The 14,544-nt window shown below is 61.6% G+C and carries 15 protein-coding genes; 6 read left to right on the top strand and 9 right to left on the bottom strand.

Annotated features, from left to right (window positions below):
• Nucleotides 1-572: transposase (locus ACYVRZ_RS10975; protein WP_461226845.1), on the top strand; the 572-nt coding region annotated here is incomplete at its 5' end.
• Between the two features lie 99 nt (nucleotides 573-671).
• Here the strand turns inward: ACYVRZ_RS10975 and ACYVRZ_RS10970 are convergent.
• From ACYVRZ_RS10970 to ACYVRZ_RS10955, 4 genes are all read right to left on the bottom strand, one after another.
• Nucleotides 672-1,502, bottom strand: a complete 831-nt coding sequence (locus ACYVRZ_RS10970) for an enhanced serine sensitivity protein SseB C-terminal domain-containing protein (protein WP_461226843.1) — start codon at nucleotides 1,500-1,502, stop codon at nucleotides 672-674.
• 19 nt (nucleotides 1,503-1,521) lie between these two features.
• The gene (locus ACYVRZ_RS10965; RefSeq protein WP_461226841.1) at nucleotides 1,522-3,096 is read right to left on the bottom strand and encodes a peptide chain release factor 3; all 1,575 of its coding nucleotides are present in this window, start codon (nucleotides 3,094-3,096) and stop codon (nucleotides 1,522-1,524) included.
• Between the two features lie 160 nt (nucleotides 3,097-3,256).
• The gene (locus ACYVRZ_RS10960) at nucleotides 3,257-4,582 is read right to left on the bottom strand and encodes a hemolysin family protein (protein ID WP_461226839.1); all 1,326 of its coding nucleotides are present in this window, start codon (nucleotides 4,580-4,582) and stop codon (nucleotides 3,257-3,259) included.
• 79 nt (nucleotides 4,583-4,661) lie between these two features.
• Nucleotides 4,662-5,792: an AI-2E family transporter gene (locus tag ACYVRZ_RS10955; protein WP_461226837.1), complete on the bottom strand. Its 1,131-nt coding sequence runs from the start codon at nucleotides 5,790-5,792 to the stop codon at nucleotides 4,662-4,664.
• Between the two features lie 77 nt (nucleotides 5,793-5,869).
• Here ACYVRZ_RS10955 and ACYVRZ_RS10950 point away from each other — a divergent pair, with 77 nt between their 5' ends.
• Complete coding sequence (locus ACYVRZ_RS10950; RefSeq protein ID WP_461226852.1) at nucleotides 5,870-6,301, top strand: GNAT family N-acetyltransferase; 432 nt, start codon at nucleotides 5,870-5,872, stop codon at nucleotides 6,299-6,301.
• A gap of 40 nt (nucleotides 6,302-6,341) precedes the next feature.
• Here the strand turns inward: ACYVRZ_RS10950 and ACYVRZ_RS10945 are convergent, their stop codons facing one another.
• From ACYVRZ_RS10945 to recX, 3 genes are all read right to left on the bottom strand, one after another.
• Nucleotides 6,342-6,857 carry a GyrI-like domain-containing protein gene (locus ACYVRZ_RS10945; protein ID WP_461226835.1) on the bottom strand — a complete coding sequence of 172 codons (516 nt, stop codon included), beginning with the start codon at nucleotides 6,855-6,857 and terminating at the stop codon, nucleotides 6,342-6,344.
• Between the two features lie 13 nt (nucleotides 6,858-6,870).
• On the bottom strand, nucleotides 6,871-7,407 hold the full coding sequence (ntdP, locus tag ACYVRZ_RS10940) for a nucleoside tri-diphosphate phosphatase (protein ID WP_262316208.1): 537 nt from the start codon (nucleotides 7,405-7,407) through the stop codon (nucleotides 6,871-6,873).
• Nucleotides 7,408-7,487: 80 nt separating this feature from the next.
• Nucleotides 7,488-8,291, bottom strand: a complete 804-nt coding sequence (recX, locus tag ACYVRZ_RS10935; RefSeq protein WP_461226833.1) for a recombination regulator RecX — start codon at nucleotides 8,289-8,291, stop codon at nucleotides 7,488-7,490.
• A 78-nt stretch (nucleotides 8,292-8,369) separates the two neighbouring features.
• Between recX and ACYVRZ_RS10930 the strand changes: the two genes are divergently transcribed.
• Nucleotides 8,370-9,113 (top strand): helix-turn-helix domain-containing protein, encoded by a 744-nt coding sequence (locus tag ACYVRZ_RS10930; protein WP_461226832.1) that lies wholly within the window; start codon nucleotides 8,370-8,372, stop codon nucleotides 9,111-9,113.
• Nucleotides 9,114-9,236: 123 nt separating this feature from the next.
• On the top strand, nucleotides 9,237-9,884 hold the full coding sequence (locus ACYVRZ_RS10925) for a hypothetical protein (protein ID WP_461226830.1): 648 nt from the start codon (nucleotides 9,237-9,239) through the stop codon (nucleotides 9,882-9,884).
• 47 nt (nucleotides 9,885-9,931) lie between these two features.
• Here ACYVRZ_RS10925 and ACYVRZ_RS10920 read toward each other — a convergent pair whose 3' ends face one another.
• Complete coding sequence (locus ACYVRZ_RS10920; protein ID WP_461226829.1) at nucleotides 9,932-10,321, bottom strand: hypothetical protein; 390 nt, start codon at nucleotides 10,319-10,321, stop codon at nucleotides 9,932-9,934.
• Between the two features lie 116 nt (nucleotides 10,322-10,437).
• Between ACYVRZ_RS10920 and rlmD the strand changes: the two genes are divergently transcribed.
• On the top strand, nucleotides 10,438-11,805 hold the full coding sequence (gene rlmD / locus ACYVRZ_RS10915) for a 23S rRNA (uracil(1939)-C(5))-methyltransferase RlmD (protein ID WP_461226827.1): 1,368 nt from the start codon (nucleotides 10,438-10,440) through the stop codon (nucleotides 11,803-11,805).
• A gap of 111 nt (nucleotides 11,806-11,916) precedes the next feature.
• Here rlmD and ACYVRZ_RS10910 read toward each other — a convergent pair whose 3' ends face one another.
• On the bottom strand, nucleotides 11,917-12,522 hold the full coding sequence (locus ACYVRZ_RS10910) for a TetR/AcrR family transcriptional regulator (RefSeq protein WP_461226826.1): 606 nt from the start codon (nucleotides 12,520-12,522) through the stop codon (nucleotides 11,917-11,919).
• A 268-nt stretch (nucleotides 12,523-12,790) separates the two neighbouring features.
• Between ACYVRZ_RS10910 and ACYVRZ_RS10905 the strand changes: the two genes are divergently transcribed.
• A complete protein-coding gene (locus ACYVRZ_RS10905) occupies nucleotides 12,791-14,026 on the top strand; it encodes an aminopeptidase (protein WP_461226824.1) in 1,236 nt (411 codons plus the stop codon).
• The last annotated feature ends 518 nt before the right edge of the window (nucleotides 14,027-14,544 follow it).

Below are 14,544 nucleotides of genomic sequence, written 5' to 3'. Positions count from 1 at the left end.
TCGTGGATCGATTCCACATCGTTCAGATGGTCTCAACAGCACTCAATATGGTTCGTGTCCAAGTGATGAAGACCGTCCCCAAGTCAAGCAAGTCATACCGCTTCATGAAGCGAGAATGGAAGGTGTTCCTAAAACGTTTCGAAGACCTTGAAGCCGTTAGGCCGACCTATCATATGAGCGTCGGCTACTACGATACAACGGTCAACCTAGTGTCTAAGTGTCTCGATTTGGATCCAAGTTTTCGTGCCGCATATGAGGTCTATCAAGCCATCCTAACCGCGTTCAAGCAAGGTGACCCAGTGGCACTCGAACAAGCCTTGACCAGTTATCGCGACCAAGGAAACCGTATGGACCAGGCCATTCGGTCTTTGCAGAAGTATAAAGAGCAGGTGCTTAATGCGCTACGCTTCAGTTATTCAAACGGCTTCCTCGAAGGAATCAACAGTCAGATCAAACGAATCAAAAATACAGCATACGGGTACAAGAACTGGATGAACTTCATCAACCGCATTTTCTTGGAGCGCGTCTGGTTCAAACCAAACGGCATCAAAAAGAGCGTCCGGACCAATTAAGGTCCAGACACTCTCATAAATCTGTATCAACTCCACTTGACGAAGAGCCCAAAAAAGCACTTCCCAATTGTTTCGGGAAGTGCTTTTTGCGCGGCTTGCTTAGGCCTGGTAAGCCGGGGTCGACCCCTGCACCAGCGGCGTGGAATCCTTGTCCAACGGCGCCGCGGTCATGCCGAGCTGAGCGTCTTCGCCCAACACGCCGACCGCCGTCGCGTTCAGCGCGTCGATCAGCGCCTGGGTGGCCGCCTCGTCTTGGTCCGGGGCGTCGATGATCAACAGCAGGTGCGACTGATCGGCGAAGTCCAGCTGCCGCAGCCAGGCGCGTTTGATCTCGGCGTGTTCCGCCAGTTCGGTTTCAACCGCCAGCCACAGCCCGGAAGGCACCGTGCTGGGCTCGGACACGGCCACCTGGGTCTGATCCGGGTGCTCCTGTCGCGCGTCGGCCTGCTTGCCCAGATCGGCCAGCGCCTCGCGGTCGAAGTTGATGTTGTCCTCGAAGGGATTGATCACCATGCCGGCCACGTCCTCGTTGTCGGTGATCAGCTTGGCGATGTCCAAGAAGCCGACCGGAATCACCGCCGACTTCTTGACGTTGTCGGCCAGACCGTTGTCGTTCCAGTTGTCGTACAGCTGGTTGACGGACAGCCAGTCGGTGAACAGCGGCTGAATTTTCTCGTCCTTGGTGGTGGTCAGAAGCGGGAACTCGAGCTCCGCGTCGGCCGGCACGGTGGTGTCGCCGTTGGCCGCGACCTCAAGCGGGGCCTCGGACATCACCACCATCAGCAGCGTGGACCGCTCGATCAGCTCCTCCAAAAAGGCGCTCATGTTGTCTTCGGTGTTGTCGAGCGAAAACGAGCGCCACTTGGCGAGCAGGTCGTCGTTGGTGATTGCATGCACGGAGCGGGTGTTGTCGTCGTTAGATTCTGTCATGAGGAACTTCCTTTCTGCATTACAGCTTGGCGGTTAACGTGACATCGGGGTACTTATCGGCGAACCAGCGCAAGGCGTACTGGTTCTCGAACAAAAACAGCGGCGCGTCGTGAACGTCTTTGACCAGCAGGTTGCGCGAACTGGACATCCGCTCGTCCAGCTGGGTCGGGTCGATCCACCGGGCCACCCGGCTGCCGATCGGCGTCATCACGACCTCGGAGTTGTACTCGTTTTGCATCCGGAACTTGAACACTTCAAACTGCAGCTGACCGACCGCCCCGAGGATGTAATCACCGGTCGCGTAGGTCTTGTAAAGCTGCACCGCGCCTTCTTGCACCAGCTGCTGCATCCCCTTGTGGAAGGACTTTTGCTTCATCACGTTCTTGGCGGTCACGCGCATGAATAGCTCCGGCGTGAACTGCGGCAGCGCCTCGTACTCGACCGGCTGCTTGCCAGCGTAAATCGTGTCGCCAATCTGGAAATTGCCGGTGTCGTACAGCCCGACGATGTCGCCGGCCACCGCCGTTGACACCTGCTCACGGGCGTCTGACATGAACTCCGTCGCGTTGTTCAGCCGCAGCGGCTTGCCCGTGCGTTGCAACGTCACGTCCATGCCGCGGTCGAACTCGCCGGCGCTGATGCGGACAAAGGCGATGCGGTCACGGTGGTTGGGGTTCATGTTGGCCTGAATCTTGAACACGAAGCCGGAGAAGTCCGGCGCGGTCGGCGCAAGGGTCCGACCGTCTTGCAGGACGTGCTCGCCCGGCTCCGGCGCCATTTCGACGAAGTGGTTCAGGAAGGTTTCGACGCCGAAGTTCGTCAGCGCGGAGCCGAAGAACACTGGCGTCTGGTCCCCCTTCATGACTTTTTTGAGGTCGAACTGGTTGCCGGCGTCGTTGAGCAGCTCGATGTCGCTCAGCGTGTCTTGGTAGAGCGACTCGTTGACCAAGGGCTCGCTTGGTGCCAGCTTGCCATCTGTCAGCGGCAGGTAGCGCTCGCCTGCCTCATTCTCGCGGTACAGCTCGATGCGCGAGTCGACCCGGTCGTACAGGCCGACCAGCCCCTTGCCCATGCCGATCGGCCAGTTCATCGCGTAGCCCTCGATGCCTAAGAGTTCCTCGAGCTCGGCGATCAGGTCCAGGGGCTCGCGCCCGTCGCGGTCCAGCTTGTTCATGAAGGTAAAAATCGGAATGCCGCGCTTTTTGACGACCTTGAACAGCTTCTTGGTCTGCGCCTCGATCCCCTTGGCTGAGTCGATCACCATCACCGCCGCGTCGACGGCCATCAAGGTGCGGTAGGTGTCTTCTGAGAAATCCTCGTGCCCCGGGGTGTCCAGGATGTTGATGCGCTTGCCGTGGAAGCCGAACTGCATGACGGAGCTGGTGACGGAGATGCCGCGCTGCTTTTCAATCGCCATCCAGTCGGACTTGGCGAAGTGGCCGGTTTTTTTGGCCTTGACCGTGCCGGCCTCGCGGATGACGCCGCCGAACAGCAGCAGCTGCTCGGTGATCGTGGTTTTCCCGGCATCCGGGTGCGAGATGATCGCGAAGGTGCGTCGCTTGGCGACGGCGTCTTTTAATTCCTGTGGTTTCATTGGTACTTCCTTTCGTGGGTCCAGTCGTCGTTTACCGCTGCTGCTTTACATCCGCTTGCCTCCATGCCGAAAAAAAGCCCTGCGACGGCAGGGTCTTGTCTAGTACTCAATTATAATGAAAGAGTGGCTGCGTGTATAGAGGGCTGGCCAAACTTGCCGCTCAGCGGGTTGCCGCGTCGCCTTGCGACTGCGGCACGTGCAGCCGCAAGTCGACCAGCCGCGGTCCCACCATGCGGCCGGTGGTCAGCGTCATGCCGTTCTCAAGCGTCAGGGTGGTCGGCTTGACCGCGGAAGGCAAGGCGCCCAGCCGCGTGATCACAAAGCCGGCGACCGTGTCGACATCGGGCTCTTCAAGCGCCGTGTTGAACCGCGCGTTGAAGTCGTTGAGCGTCATGCGGCCGGACACCAGGAAGTCGGCGTCGCCCAGCCGGGTGACCTCGACGGTGGCGGAGTCCGACTCGTCGTCGATGTCGCCGACGATTTCCTCCACCAAGTCCTCGATGGTGGCCAGGCCGACCACCCCGCCGTACTCGTCGAGCAGGACCGCCAGCTGCTGTTGCTGCTGGCGCATGGTGAGCAAAAGCGCCGGCACCGGAATGGTCTCGGGCACGAACAGCGGCGGGGTCATCACCTGCTCCAGGCGAACGTGCTCGAAGCCGTCGCGCCGGGCGGCCTTCAGCAGGTTCTTGATGTGAACCACGCCGATCACCTTGTCCTTGTCGCCGGCGTACACCGGAATGCGGGAGTAGATGTTGGCCAGAATCTGATCGATCGCGTCTTGGTCGGGGATGTCGGCCGACACCATGAAGGCGTCGATGCGCGGCACCATCACGGCGCTGGCCAGGGTGTCGTTCAGGCCGATGATGCCTTCGAGCATCTCGTACTCGCCGGCGTCAATTGCGCCGCTTTGCTTGCCCGATTCGATCACCGACACCATTTCGTCGCGCGTCACTTGGTTGGCGTCTTCGCGGTGCTTCAACGGCGTCAGGCGCATCAGCAGGTTGGTCGAGGCGGCCAGCAGCCAGACGAAGGGCCGCAGCACCAGACTCAACACGCTGATCGGCTTCACCGCCGCCTTGGCCACTGCCTCGGTCGACGCCAGCGCCAGGCGCTTGGGGTAAAGTTCCCCAAACACCAAGGAGACGTAGGACAAGGCGACCGTGACCAGCACCACCGCCACCTCCTTGGCCCCGGGCAGCGGCAACAGCGGCGCCAGCCGGGCGGCGATGGTGGTCGCCGCCTGGGCCGAGGACAGGAAGCCGGCGAAGGTGATGCCGACTTGGATGGTGGCCAAGAAGTTGGTCGAGTCATCCATGATGGCGACCAGGCGAGCGGCCTTGCGATCGCCGGCCTTGGCCTGAGCGGCCACCTTGCTGCGGCTCAAAGACACCACCGCGATTTCGGCGGCGGCAAAACAGGCGTTGAGCATCGTTAGTAGCGCAATCAGCCCCAGCTGGGGCCACAGACTGGCAGGTGTGCTTTCCATCTCACAAGTCCTCCAATTGACGTTGCCGGCACACAGCCCGGCAAAGGTGCATTGAGTATAGCAAGCTCACCGCCGGATTTCAAGGCCGGTGCAGCTTGGCCCCCAGCAGCTGGGCCTTTTTGCGCTGGGTGCGGTGAAAGGCGTAAAGCTCCAGCGCGTAAGACACCACGGTCTTGGCGACGGCGTAGACCGGCACCGCCAAAATGGTCCCCATGATGCCGTACAAGTTGCCGGCCACCAGCAGCAAGACGATGATGGTCAGCGGGTGAATGTCCAGGCCGCGCCCGATCACGTTGGGGTAAATCAGGTTGCCGTCGGTTTGCTGCACGATTAGCACGACCACGATCACCAAGGCGACCTGCCCCCACCCGGTGGTCGCCGCCACCGCCAAGGCTGGGGCGATGCCTAGGTACGGGCCAAGGTACGGCACGATGGTGAAGACGCCGGCGACGAATCCCAGCAAAAAGGCGTAGGGCAGCCCAATCAGGAGGTAGCCGATGAAGGTGAAGGTGCCGACGAACAGGCACTCGATCGCCTGCCCGGCGATGTAATGCGACAGCGTCTGGTTCATCCGGGCGAACACCGTGGCGACCTCTTGCTGGTAGCGCCCGGGCAAAAGGCGCTGCACCGCAGGCACCAGACGGTCACCGTCCTTGAGCATGTAAAACAGCACCACCGGCACCGTGATCACATTGACCACCACGGCCGCGACGCTGCCGATCAGCCCGGGCAGCCCGGAGGAGAAGTTGCCCAGCACCTGGTTGAGCAAGGTGCTGGGTTGGACCTTGAGCTTGGCCACGACGCTTTCGACGTCGAACTGCTGGTACCACTGGTAACGCGCCAGCCGGTGAATGAAGGCCCGCAGCGTGACCAGAAAATCCGGCAGCCCGGTGATCAGCTGCGTCACTTGGTTGACCAAGTTGGGAATGATAGCGGCGACGATCAGCACAAAGCCGGACAAAACCGCCACGAACACCAAGGCAATCGCAGCCCCGCGGGGAATGTGCAGCCGCCCCAGCAGCTTGACCAGCGGGTTGAACAGGTAGTACAAGAAGCCGGCGGTAATCAAGGGCACCAGAAGCGTCGAGAAGAAGGCCGCGATCGGCGCCATCAAAAAGCTCAGGTGCGACAGCGCGATCAGGAGCAGCGCGACGATCAGGGCCTCAAGCGACCAGTACATCAGCTTGGAGCGGCGCAGCTTTTCAAACATGTTTTTGCCTCCTTGGGGTGTGACGGTGGCCGGTGAATGCTATAATGGCGTCACTATTAATGAAAGCTGTGATTGTGATGGAATTCAACGTGACACGTGACCTGACGTCTGCGACCTACCAAGACGCCTTGGCGATTCGCCAAACCGTCTTCGTGACGGAGCAAGGCGTCCCCCGCGACCTGGAAGTCGATGCAGACGAGGGCAACGCGCTGCACTTCGTCGCCTACGAGAATGGCCTGGCCCTAGCCACCGCGCGGCTTTTGCCGGCCGAGTACGGCTACCACGTCCAGCGCGTGGCGGTGCTTGCCCCTTACCGTCACCACGGCGTCGGCGAGGCGCTGTTGGCCCATCTGGCCGAGTTCGCCGCCGCTCACGGCGCCGCCGAGCTGCGCCTCGGGGCCCAGGTCCATGCAGTCGGCTTTTACAAGCGCCTGGGCTACCACCTGACGGCCTTGCCCGAGTTCACCGAGGCCGGCATTCAGCACCGTGAAATGGCCCTCACCCTGTAGCACAACGCCCCCGCCTAGCAATTAGGCGGGGGCGTTGTCGTCAATCGAACTCGTCGTAGCCCTCAAGCTCGTTTTCGTTGATGTACAAGATGTACTGCACGTCGCTCACGGACCCATTCGTCAGGTCGTAGCGCTCAAAGTAGTACGGGTGACTGGTTTGGCCGATGTGCTGGGGAATCGGGAAGCCGGCCTTTTCAAGCATTTCCAGCCCCTTGTTGAAGCTGGTCTGAACCGGCAGCTGGTTCAAGACCCCTGAGGCCTTGGCCGCGGTCTTGCCGATGGTGCCGGCCGGCATCTGAAAACTTTCGAATCCGGCTGGGGCCTTGACGTCGTCTGGGACGATGCTGCCGATCCAGTACTGGAACTGACCGTAAGGCGAGAAAATCACCATGTAGCTGCGGTTCGGCGCTTTCGTCAAGGCGTCGAGCTGATCAAACCAGTGGTTTTGGGTGAATTCTTCCCAGCAGGCGTAAAACGTACCCATCTGGTCGCTGTCGACCACGGTGTAAACCTTGCCGATGAACTTTTGTGGTGCCTGATTCAGTAATGCTGTCATGTTGTCTCCTTGCTCAGACCCGGTGCGAAAGCTGCAGGTAGCGGTTGTACCACAAGTCAATGTAGGCCTGCGAGAACGGCCCCTTGCCGTGGTTAATCCAATCGACCAACACCCGCACGTTGGCCTTCAAAATGCGGTCGGTCGTGGTCGGGTACTGCCACTTGCGGCGATGCGCCTCGTACTCGTCGACGTCCAACAGGCGCTTTTCCCCATCCGGGAAGACCTTGACGTCCAGGTCGTAATCGATGTACTTCAGCGCCTCTTGGTCCATGGTCGCGGGGCTGGCCAGGTTGCAGTAGTAAGACACCCCGCCCTCTCGAATCATCGCGATCACGTTGAACCAGTAGTGCTTGTGGAAGTACACGATGGCCGGCTCCCGCGTCAGCCACCGCCGGCCGTCCGATTCGGTGACCAGCGTGTGGTCATTGCAGCCGATCAAGGCGTCCTCGGAGGTCTTGAGCACCATGGTGTCGCGCCAGGTGCGGTGCAGCAGCCCGGGGTGCTTGTAGCTTTGAATGGCGATGTAGTCGCCTTCCTTGGGGATCCGCATAGTCAACCCGCTTTCAGTTTTTCTCACAGTCAGTATAACAAACTTTGCCCCCACCGCAAAATCGCGCCGCGGCGCCTGGCTCAGTCAGCCTCATGCGCCTCAAGCGCGGTCAACACCGCATCGATGGCGTCCAGCTCAAAGCCCTTGCGAAACAGCGCCTGCTTGACCCGGTTGCGCCGCTCGTAGCCGTCGTACTGACGCTTAAGCCGCCACTGCTTGGCCGCGGCGGCCTCAAGCGCCGTTTGCTCCTGGGCAACGTCGCGTTCAAGCGCCAGGCCGGCCAGTGCCTGAGTGCTTTGGTCGGCGTCAAACCCCTTTTGCATCAGCGCCAGCCGGATTTTTTGGCGCCGGTCGTTGAGCGGCTTTTTCGCGTTTTGCCGCGCGGCCTTGGCCGCCACGCGAGCGGCCACCGCGGCCCAGTCGTCGGCTGGCACCGCGGCCAGCGCCTGCTCGCACAGCGCCTGGGCGATTCCCTTTTGAACCAGCGCCGCCTTGGCGAGCTTGGGGCCACGGCTGCCCAACAACAGGTTGTCGTGCAAAAAGGCCGCGGCGAACTTGGCGTCGTCCAGGTAATGAAGGTCCACCAGCCGGGCGATCACCGGGTCAATGGCGCTTTTTGGCAGGTCCTCTTTTTGCAGCCGCAGCCGCACCTCCTTGATCGAGCGCATCTGGTGGCTCAAATAGTCGAGCGCCACCGCGTTGGCCGCGGCGTTGACCTCGGCCGTTTTGATCGCGGCCTCCAGCTGGGCATCGACCGCCATGCCCTTGGCCAGCATGAACTGAATCAGCGTGCTTTCGCTGACGGGAAAGGCGTAGTGCCCATCCAGGAAAATGTTGTAGCGGCCCGGCCGTTTCTGGGCGCTGATGCTGGTGATTGTCGGCATGACGAGTCCTTTCCAAGCAGCCGGCGAACCGGCGCTCACGTGAGTTATGTTATAATACAAGTAATTTGGAGTGACGGGGTGAAACGCGTGTTTGAGGATAACTTTTTTGATAAGCGGGCCAGCACGAACTACCGGGTGTTCCGCTACCTGAAGGCTTTGCAGGACAGCAGCTTCACCATCAACCGCCTGGCCCACGAAAGCAAGCTCAGCTACTCGCAGACCTACAACGCCTTTCAAGACATCATGGTCGCGCTACAGCTGATGCAGCACCGCGCCATCGCCGACCTCAACGAAGCCGACTTTCGCGCGGTCGGCGGCGGCGTGTCGGTCGACACGTACCGCTACCACCTGCTGGCCGACACGGTCGCCTTTCGCTTCTTCGATCAGCTGTTTCGCAGCGGCGGCTTCGATGTTCACGCCTTTTGCCAGCAGGAGGGCATCAGCTTGCCGACCCTGCGGCGCAAGATTGCCCCGTTCAAAACCTACATGGCGCAGTGTGGCGTGACCATGAACGCCGTCACCTGGGCGCTTGAAGGCAGCGAGCTGCGGGTGCGGCTGTTGCTTTTGACGTTTTATCAGCTGGCCTTTCGCGGCGTCGGCTGGCCCTTTGGCACCCGGCGCTTCCAGCAGGCCAAGGCGGATTTCACCGCCATCTGCACCGCCGACCCGACGTGGTTTGCGCCCGGACGTGCGACCAAGCTCGACTTGATGGTGCTGGCGGTGCAGGCCATGCGGCTTGACAACGGCCACGCGCTGGCGCCGAACAAGCGCTGGCAAGGCGTCGTCGCCGACGCCGGGATGACGCTTGCGCCCTTGATCTAAACCCCGACCCGCTTTCCGGCGCTACCGCAGCCGGTCAGGGCCGCCGAGCGCGACTTCTACTACTTCTGCCGCGTTCATTTTCAGTCCTTTGACGCCGCGGTCAGCCCGGTGCAAGACCGCATCATGACCGCCTTTCGCGCCGGTGGTCACGCGATTGGCCGCTTCGCTTCGGGGCTGCTCGACGCCATGATCGACGCCAGCGACCCGACCACCCGCGAGGCCGCCCCGTCCCGCCACGCGGTGCTGGCGATCAACCTGCACCGCATGGCCCTGAGCTGCTACGTCGCCGACGGGGCCTTTGCCAAGCGGCTGGACTTCCTGCGGCGTCCCGAGCAAGACGTCGACAACGGCCGGCTGCCGCAGCTGATTCGCCGCTACTTCAACGGCCTGACGCCGGGCGACCCGGCCAGCGTGTTTCACCAGTACTACCCGTGCCTGCACCGCGACTTGTACAGCGTGATTGCCCCGGAGTTCCCGGTGCTGAACGCGGATCACATGCTCAACATCGCGGTCTTTGTGGACAGCGGCACCTTCGTCAACCGCGACTTGATGCAGTTTCTCAACGGGCTCGACTTCGTACGGCTGCTGGCGCCAGACCCCAAGCACCGCCCGGATCTCATCATCACGGCGCTGTCGGACACCGGCATCCTTCGCGCCTACTACGGCGAGGCCGCTTTGGCCCACATCCAGCTGGTCCAGTGGGCAACCGACGCCGACGACAACGACTTTTTCCACCTGATGACCGTGCTGCAACACGCCCGTCGTACCTAAAAAACACGCGCCCCGCTAGGCATAAGCTTAGGCGGGGCGTTCGGTGTTCAGACCCGCCGGCCGCGGTGGCTGGGCACCGCCTTGTAGCCGGTGAAGTAATTCATCAGCTCGTAGCCGCCAAGCGCCACGGCCACCAAGAGCGTCAGCCAACCGTTGTTCAGCTGCTTGAACCAGTACAAGGCCGCCGCCAGAATCATCATCCCGGCGACAAAGGCGAGCTGCAGCTGCTTGTTGGGCGTGATGGCAAAGCTGGCCTGCGGCGACTGGAAGGCAATCTGGTGGGTGGCGGTGAAGCGGCCGACACGAAACTTGACCACATCCCCGCGGCGAACCGTCAGCTCCAGGGTCTGGCCCGGGCTGAGAACGTGGGTTTCGGCGTTGTGAAACACGAACACCGGTGCTCTCATCTGGCCGTTTTGCGGGTACGTAATCTCCATGGGTCTGCTCCTTTGGTGAAACATTGTTGTTTCCATTATACGCGCAAGCCAAGTTTCCCGCCAGCCGCCGCGCCAGTGGATTATCGGGTATAATGGAGGCAACCAAGGAGGACACCATGGAAAATTCTGTCACAGTCGGCCAGCGCTTCCCGCTGACCATCAAGCGCCTGGATATCAACGGCGCCGGTATCGGTTACTACAAGCGCAAGATCACTTTCGTCACCGGCGCCTTGCCGGGAGAAGTGGTGGTGGCCACGGTCACCGCGGTGCATGACCGCTACCTCGAGGCCACCACTCACCGCGTCAAAAGCCCGTCCAAGGACCGCGTCACCCCGGTCGACCCGCTGTACGGCAAGGTCGGTGGCATCGAGCTTGGCCACCTGGCCTACCCAGCACAGCTGGCCTTCAAGCGCGATGTCGTCGCCCAAAGCCTGGCTAAGTACAAACCGGCCGGCTGGCAGCACTACGACTTGCGGCCGACCATCGCCGCACCCAAGCCGCTGCACTACCGCAACAAGGCGCAGTTCCCGGTTCGCGTGATCGACGGCCACGTGGTCGCCGGGCTTTACGCCCCGCAGTCGCACACCCTGATTCCGCTGACGCAGTTTGCCACCCAGATGCCCCAGACAATGGCCGTCATCACAAGGCTTTGCCAGATTCTCGAACGGCTGAACGTTCCCATTTACGACGAAAAGCACAACCGCGGTATCGTCAAGACCCTAGTGGTGCGTGAATCCGCCAGCACCGGCGAGGTCCAGGTGACCCTCATCACCCACACCGCCAAGCTGCCCCACCAGGCCGCGCTGCTGGCCGCCATTCAAGCGGAGCTGCCGGCCGTGGTCACGGTGATGCAAAACGTCAACCCGGAGCAAACCAGCCTGGTGTGGGGGCCGACCAGCACCCTGTTAGCCGGCCAGGCCACCATCACCGAACGGCTGATGGGGCTTGACTTCGCGCTGTCACCGCAGGCCTTTTTGCAGCTGAACCCGGCCCAGACCGCAACGCTGTACCAAACCGCGCTTGAGGCGCTCTCGCTGGCGCCCAACGAGACGCTGGTCGACGCGTACGCCGGCATCGGCACCATCGGCCTCAGCCTGGCGCGAAACGCCAAGGAAGTCCGCGGCATGGACACGATTCCCGCAGCGGTGGCCGACGCCAACCGCAACGCGGCGCAAAACGGTATTCAAAACGCGCATTACGAGGTCGGAACGGCCGAAACCGTGTTTCCCAAGTGGCTGCAAGCCGGCTTCAAACCCGACGCCGTGGTGGTCGACCCGCCGCGAGCGGGGCTGGAATCCGCCTTCATCACCGCCTTGCTCAAGGCGCGGCCCAAGAAGTTCGTCTACATCTCCTGCAACCCGTCGACGCTCGCCCGTGACCTGGTCAAGCTGACGGGGGCCTACCAGGTCGACTACATCCAATCGATCGACATGTTCCCCCAGACCGCGCGGTGCGAGGCCGTGGTCAAGTTCACGCGCAAGTAAGCACGCCCGGCGGCGCCGGTCCTCCTTTGGGAAGGGCCGGCGCCGTTTTGGCGTCGGCCGCCCACCAAAAAAGTCGAGGCACTCCCGCCTCGACCTTACGCTTACACTGAATTAGGCTCGCCCCGCCACGGCTGCGGTGAGGTCGATGCCGACCGCCTGCTCACCGAAGCGGTCGTTGTTGATGAAGTCGCAGGTGACCGCCTTGAGCATGGCAATCATCTGCTCCGGTGAAATATCGATGAACCCCGGTGCAACCAGGTTGGCGATCCCCGTCGCCACAATCCAGACCCCGGTCACCGCGTTTTGCCGCTGGGTTCGCGAAAGCTTCGTGGCCGGCGGATAGCCGTCCAGCTTAGCGATGGCGTGATCCAGCGCGTAGGCCCGCATAGCGGCGATGCCGAAGTGATCTTCGACAAACACCGCGCGGTACAGCGCCTGATTATCAAGCGCAAAGTTGATGTAGGCAAGCCCCAAATCCACAATCGGGTCGGTGGTGTAGCGCCGACTCAGCTTGCTGGTTAGGGTCTGCTTGATCTGATCGACGACCGCCTGCCGCAGCTCGGCCATGTTAGCGAATTCAAGGTAAATCGGCTGCGTCGAACACGCCATGCGCCGGGCGATGTTCCGCGCCGTGAAGCGCTTGAACCCCTCCTCCACAACGAGCTCGTAAGCGGCCGTCAGAATCTGATCGCGTGTGATCGTTTTCTTTCTAGCCATAAAGTTCCCCCACTTCTGAATCACGACCCAGGCGATGCGTATCTGTGCCTGATGTCATCGTTATTTTACCAAAGCCTTAGGAAAACGCAATCCTTATCGAAAAGTATTTTGGGGGTCGCCAAAACAAGACCGCGTCGCGCACAAATAACGCTTGAGCGCGCCCCGTCGCCGGGTCGCGGCACCGCCTCACCGTTATTCACCGCACCACGCGTCATTATGGTAAAATCAAGGCAGTGTGGCCACGCCGCACGTAAAAGGAGGCAACCAAATGACTTTACCCAACTTTGAGGCGAACCTGAGGAAGTACGCCGCACTGATCGTCGATCTCGGCGCCGGCGTCGGCCAAGGCGACACGGTCTACCTGCAGATTGGCACCGACCAGACCGCGCTGGCCCACCTGATCGCCGAAACCGCCTACGCCCGCGGCGCCGCCGAGGTGTCGATGTGGTGGCAAGACGACGCGATTCGCCGCCTGGACATCGCCAATCTGGCCGAGGACCGACTGGAAAACCAGCCGCCGCAAGTGCAGGCGCAAATGGACTACTGGCTGGCCCACAACGCCAAGCGCATCACCATCATGTCAAGCGACCCGGACAACCTGGCCGGCATCGACAACGCACGAGTCGCCGGCTACCAGGCCGGTTTCCAAAAGGTCTACGCCAAGCTGTCCGAGGCGATTTCCGCCGAGCGCATCTCTTGGACCATCGCCGGGGCGGCCGGCACTAAGTGGGCTCAAAAGGTCTTCCCGGAGGCGGCCACTCCCGCGGCGGCCGTCGACCAGCTCTGGGACGCGATTTTCAAAACCGTTCGCATCTACCAGGACGATCCTGAGGCCGCATGGGCGGCGCATGTCGCCAAACTGAACGAAAAGGCGGCGTGGCTCAACCAGGAGAACTTCGATCACCTCGAGTACACCGCCCCTGGCACGAAGCTGACCGTCGGCTTGCCGGCCAACCACATCTGGACGGCCGCCGGCGCCCGCAACCCGCAGGGCGAGGCCTTCATTCCCAACATGCCAACCGAAGAGGTCTTCACCGTGCCGGACTTCCGCCGCATCGACGGCACGGTCACCTCAACCAAGCCGCTGTCGTACTCGGGCAACATCTTGGAGGGCATGCAGTTTCGCTTCGAGCACGGCCAGGTCGTCGAGGCCCACGCAGAGCGTGGCGATGCCACCCTGCAGCACCTGCTGGCGATTCGCGGGGCCCGCTCGCTCGGCGAGGTGTCGCTGGTGCCGGATCCGTCCCCAATCAGCCAGTCGGGTATCATCTTCTTCAACACGCTTTACGACGAGAACGCCTCCGACCACATGGCGCTGGGTCAGGCCTACCCCTTCTGCATCAAGGGGGGTACCGACATGACCACGGCGCAGCTGACCGAGGCCGGGCTCAACGACGCCGACACCCATGTCGATTTCATGATGGGCTCGGCGCAGATGTCCATCGACGGCGTCAAGGCCGATGGCACCCGCGTGGCGATTTTCAGAAACGGCGACTGGGCCTAGGCCAGCCGCTGACGCCTCGGCAGATTGCCGAGGCTTTTTTGCTACCATCAAAAAAACGTCCGGCCGCATTGTGCCGGACGCGCCGAAGCCACCGCAGGTCCAAAACCCGCGGCAGCCTCGGTATTCTTGCTGATTCGTTGCAATCTTGCGTGATTGACCGCGACGTGGTGCTGCGTTCAAGGTCGCATGGAACAAGCCACGCGCCGAGCCCCTCCGCAGCTACCTCGCAAGCGAGTAGGAGAGCCAGTCGAACTGCGCGTGGGTGGTGGCGTTCACCCTTGTATTCGGTCCCATCGAGGGGAGCCGTAACGCGAAAACACGTGTGTTGAAAGCCAGGTTCGGCTTGGTATGGGCGGGGGTACTGGGAATGCTTATCTCCCGGCCATTCCCCCTGGGGCAGTGGACGTAACAACGGCCAAGGCCTTTGGCCGCCTCCCTGTCCTAGAATAATCATCCAAGGCTAGTGTAAGCCCTGCCAGTTTGGCCGTCAAATTTTAAGACGCGCTGATTCGGCATCA

It is taken from the genome of Lacticaseibacillus suihuaensis, assembly GCF_054785075.1.
This window is presented reverse-complemented; position numbering and strand designations above follow the sequence as displayed.

What these genes read in the sequence shown, in the direction of transcription:
- ACYVRZ_RS10970 (WP_461226843.1), bottom strand. Translation starts at nt 1,502, where the DNA reads ATGACAGAATCTAACGACGACAACACCCGCTCCGTGCATGCAATCACC.
- ACYVRZ_RS10965 (WP_461226841.1), bottom strand. Translation starts at nt 3,096, where the DNA reads ATGAAACCACAGGAATTAAAAGACGCCGTCGCCAAGCGACGCACCTTC.
- ACYVRZ_RS10960 (WP_461226839.1), bottom strand. Translation starts at nt 4,582, where the DNA reads ATGGAAAGCACACCTGCCAGTCTGTGGCCCCAGCTGGGGCTGATTGCG.
- ACYVRZ_RS10955 (WP_461226837.1), bottom strand. Translation starts at nt 5,792, where the DNA reads ATGTTTGAAAAGCTGCGCCGCTCCAAGCTGATGTACTGGTCGCTTGAG.
- ACYVRZ_RS10950 (WP_461226852.1), top strand. Translation starts at nt 5,870, where the DNA reads ATGGAATTCAACGTGACACGTGACCTGACGTCTGCGACCTACCAAGAC.
- ACYVRZ_RS10945 (WP_461226835.1), bottom strand. Translation starts at nt 6,857, where the DNA reads ATGACAGCATTACTGAATCAGGCACCACAAAAGTTCATCGGCAAGGTT.
- ntdP (WP_262316208.1), bottom strand. Translation starts at nt 7,407, where the DNA reads ATGCGGATCCCCAAGGAAGGCGACTACATCGCCATTCAAAGCTACAAG.
- recX (WP_461226833.1), bottom strand. Translation starts at nt 8,291, where the DNA reads ATGCCGACAATCACCAGCATCAGCGCCCAGAAACGGCCGGGCCGCTAC.
- ACYVRZ_RS10925 (WP_461226830.1), top strand. Translation starts at nt 9,237, where the DNA reads ATGACCGCCTTTCGCGCCGGTGGTCACGCGATTGGCCGCTTCGCTTCG.
- ACYVRZ_RS10920 (WP_461226829.1), bottom strand. Translation starts at nt 10,321, where the DNA reads ATGGAGATTACGTACCCGCAAAACGGCCAGATGAGAGCACCGGTGTTC.
- rlmD (WP_461226827.1), top strand. Translation starts at nt 10,438, where the DNA reads ATGGAAAATTCTGTCACAGTCGGCCAGCGCTTCCCGCTGACCATCAAG.
- ACYVRZ_RS10910 (WP_461226826.1), bottom strand. Translation starts at nt 12,522, where the DNA reads ATGGCTAGAAAGAAAACGATCACACGCGATCAGATTCTGACGGCCGCT.
- ACYVRZ_RS10905 (WP_461226824.1), top strand. Translation starts at nt 12,791, where the DNA reads ATGACTTTACCCAACTTTGAGGCGAACCTGAGGAAGTACGCCGCACTG.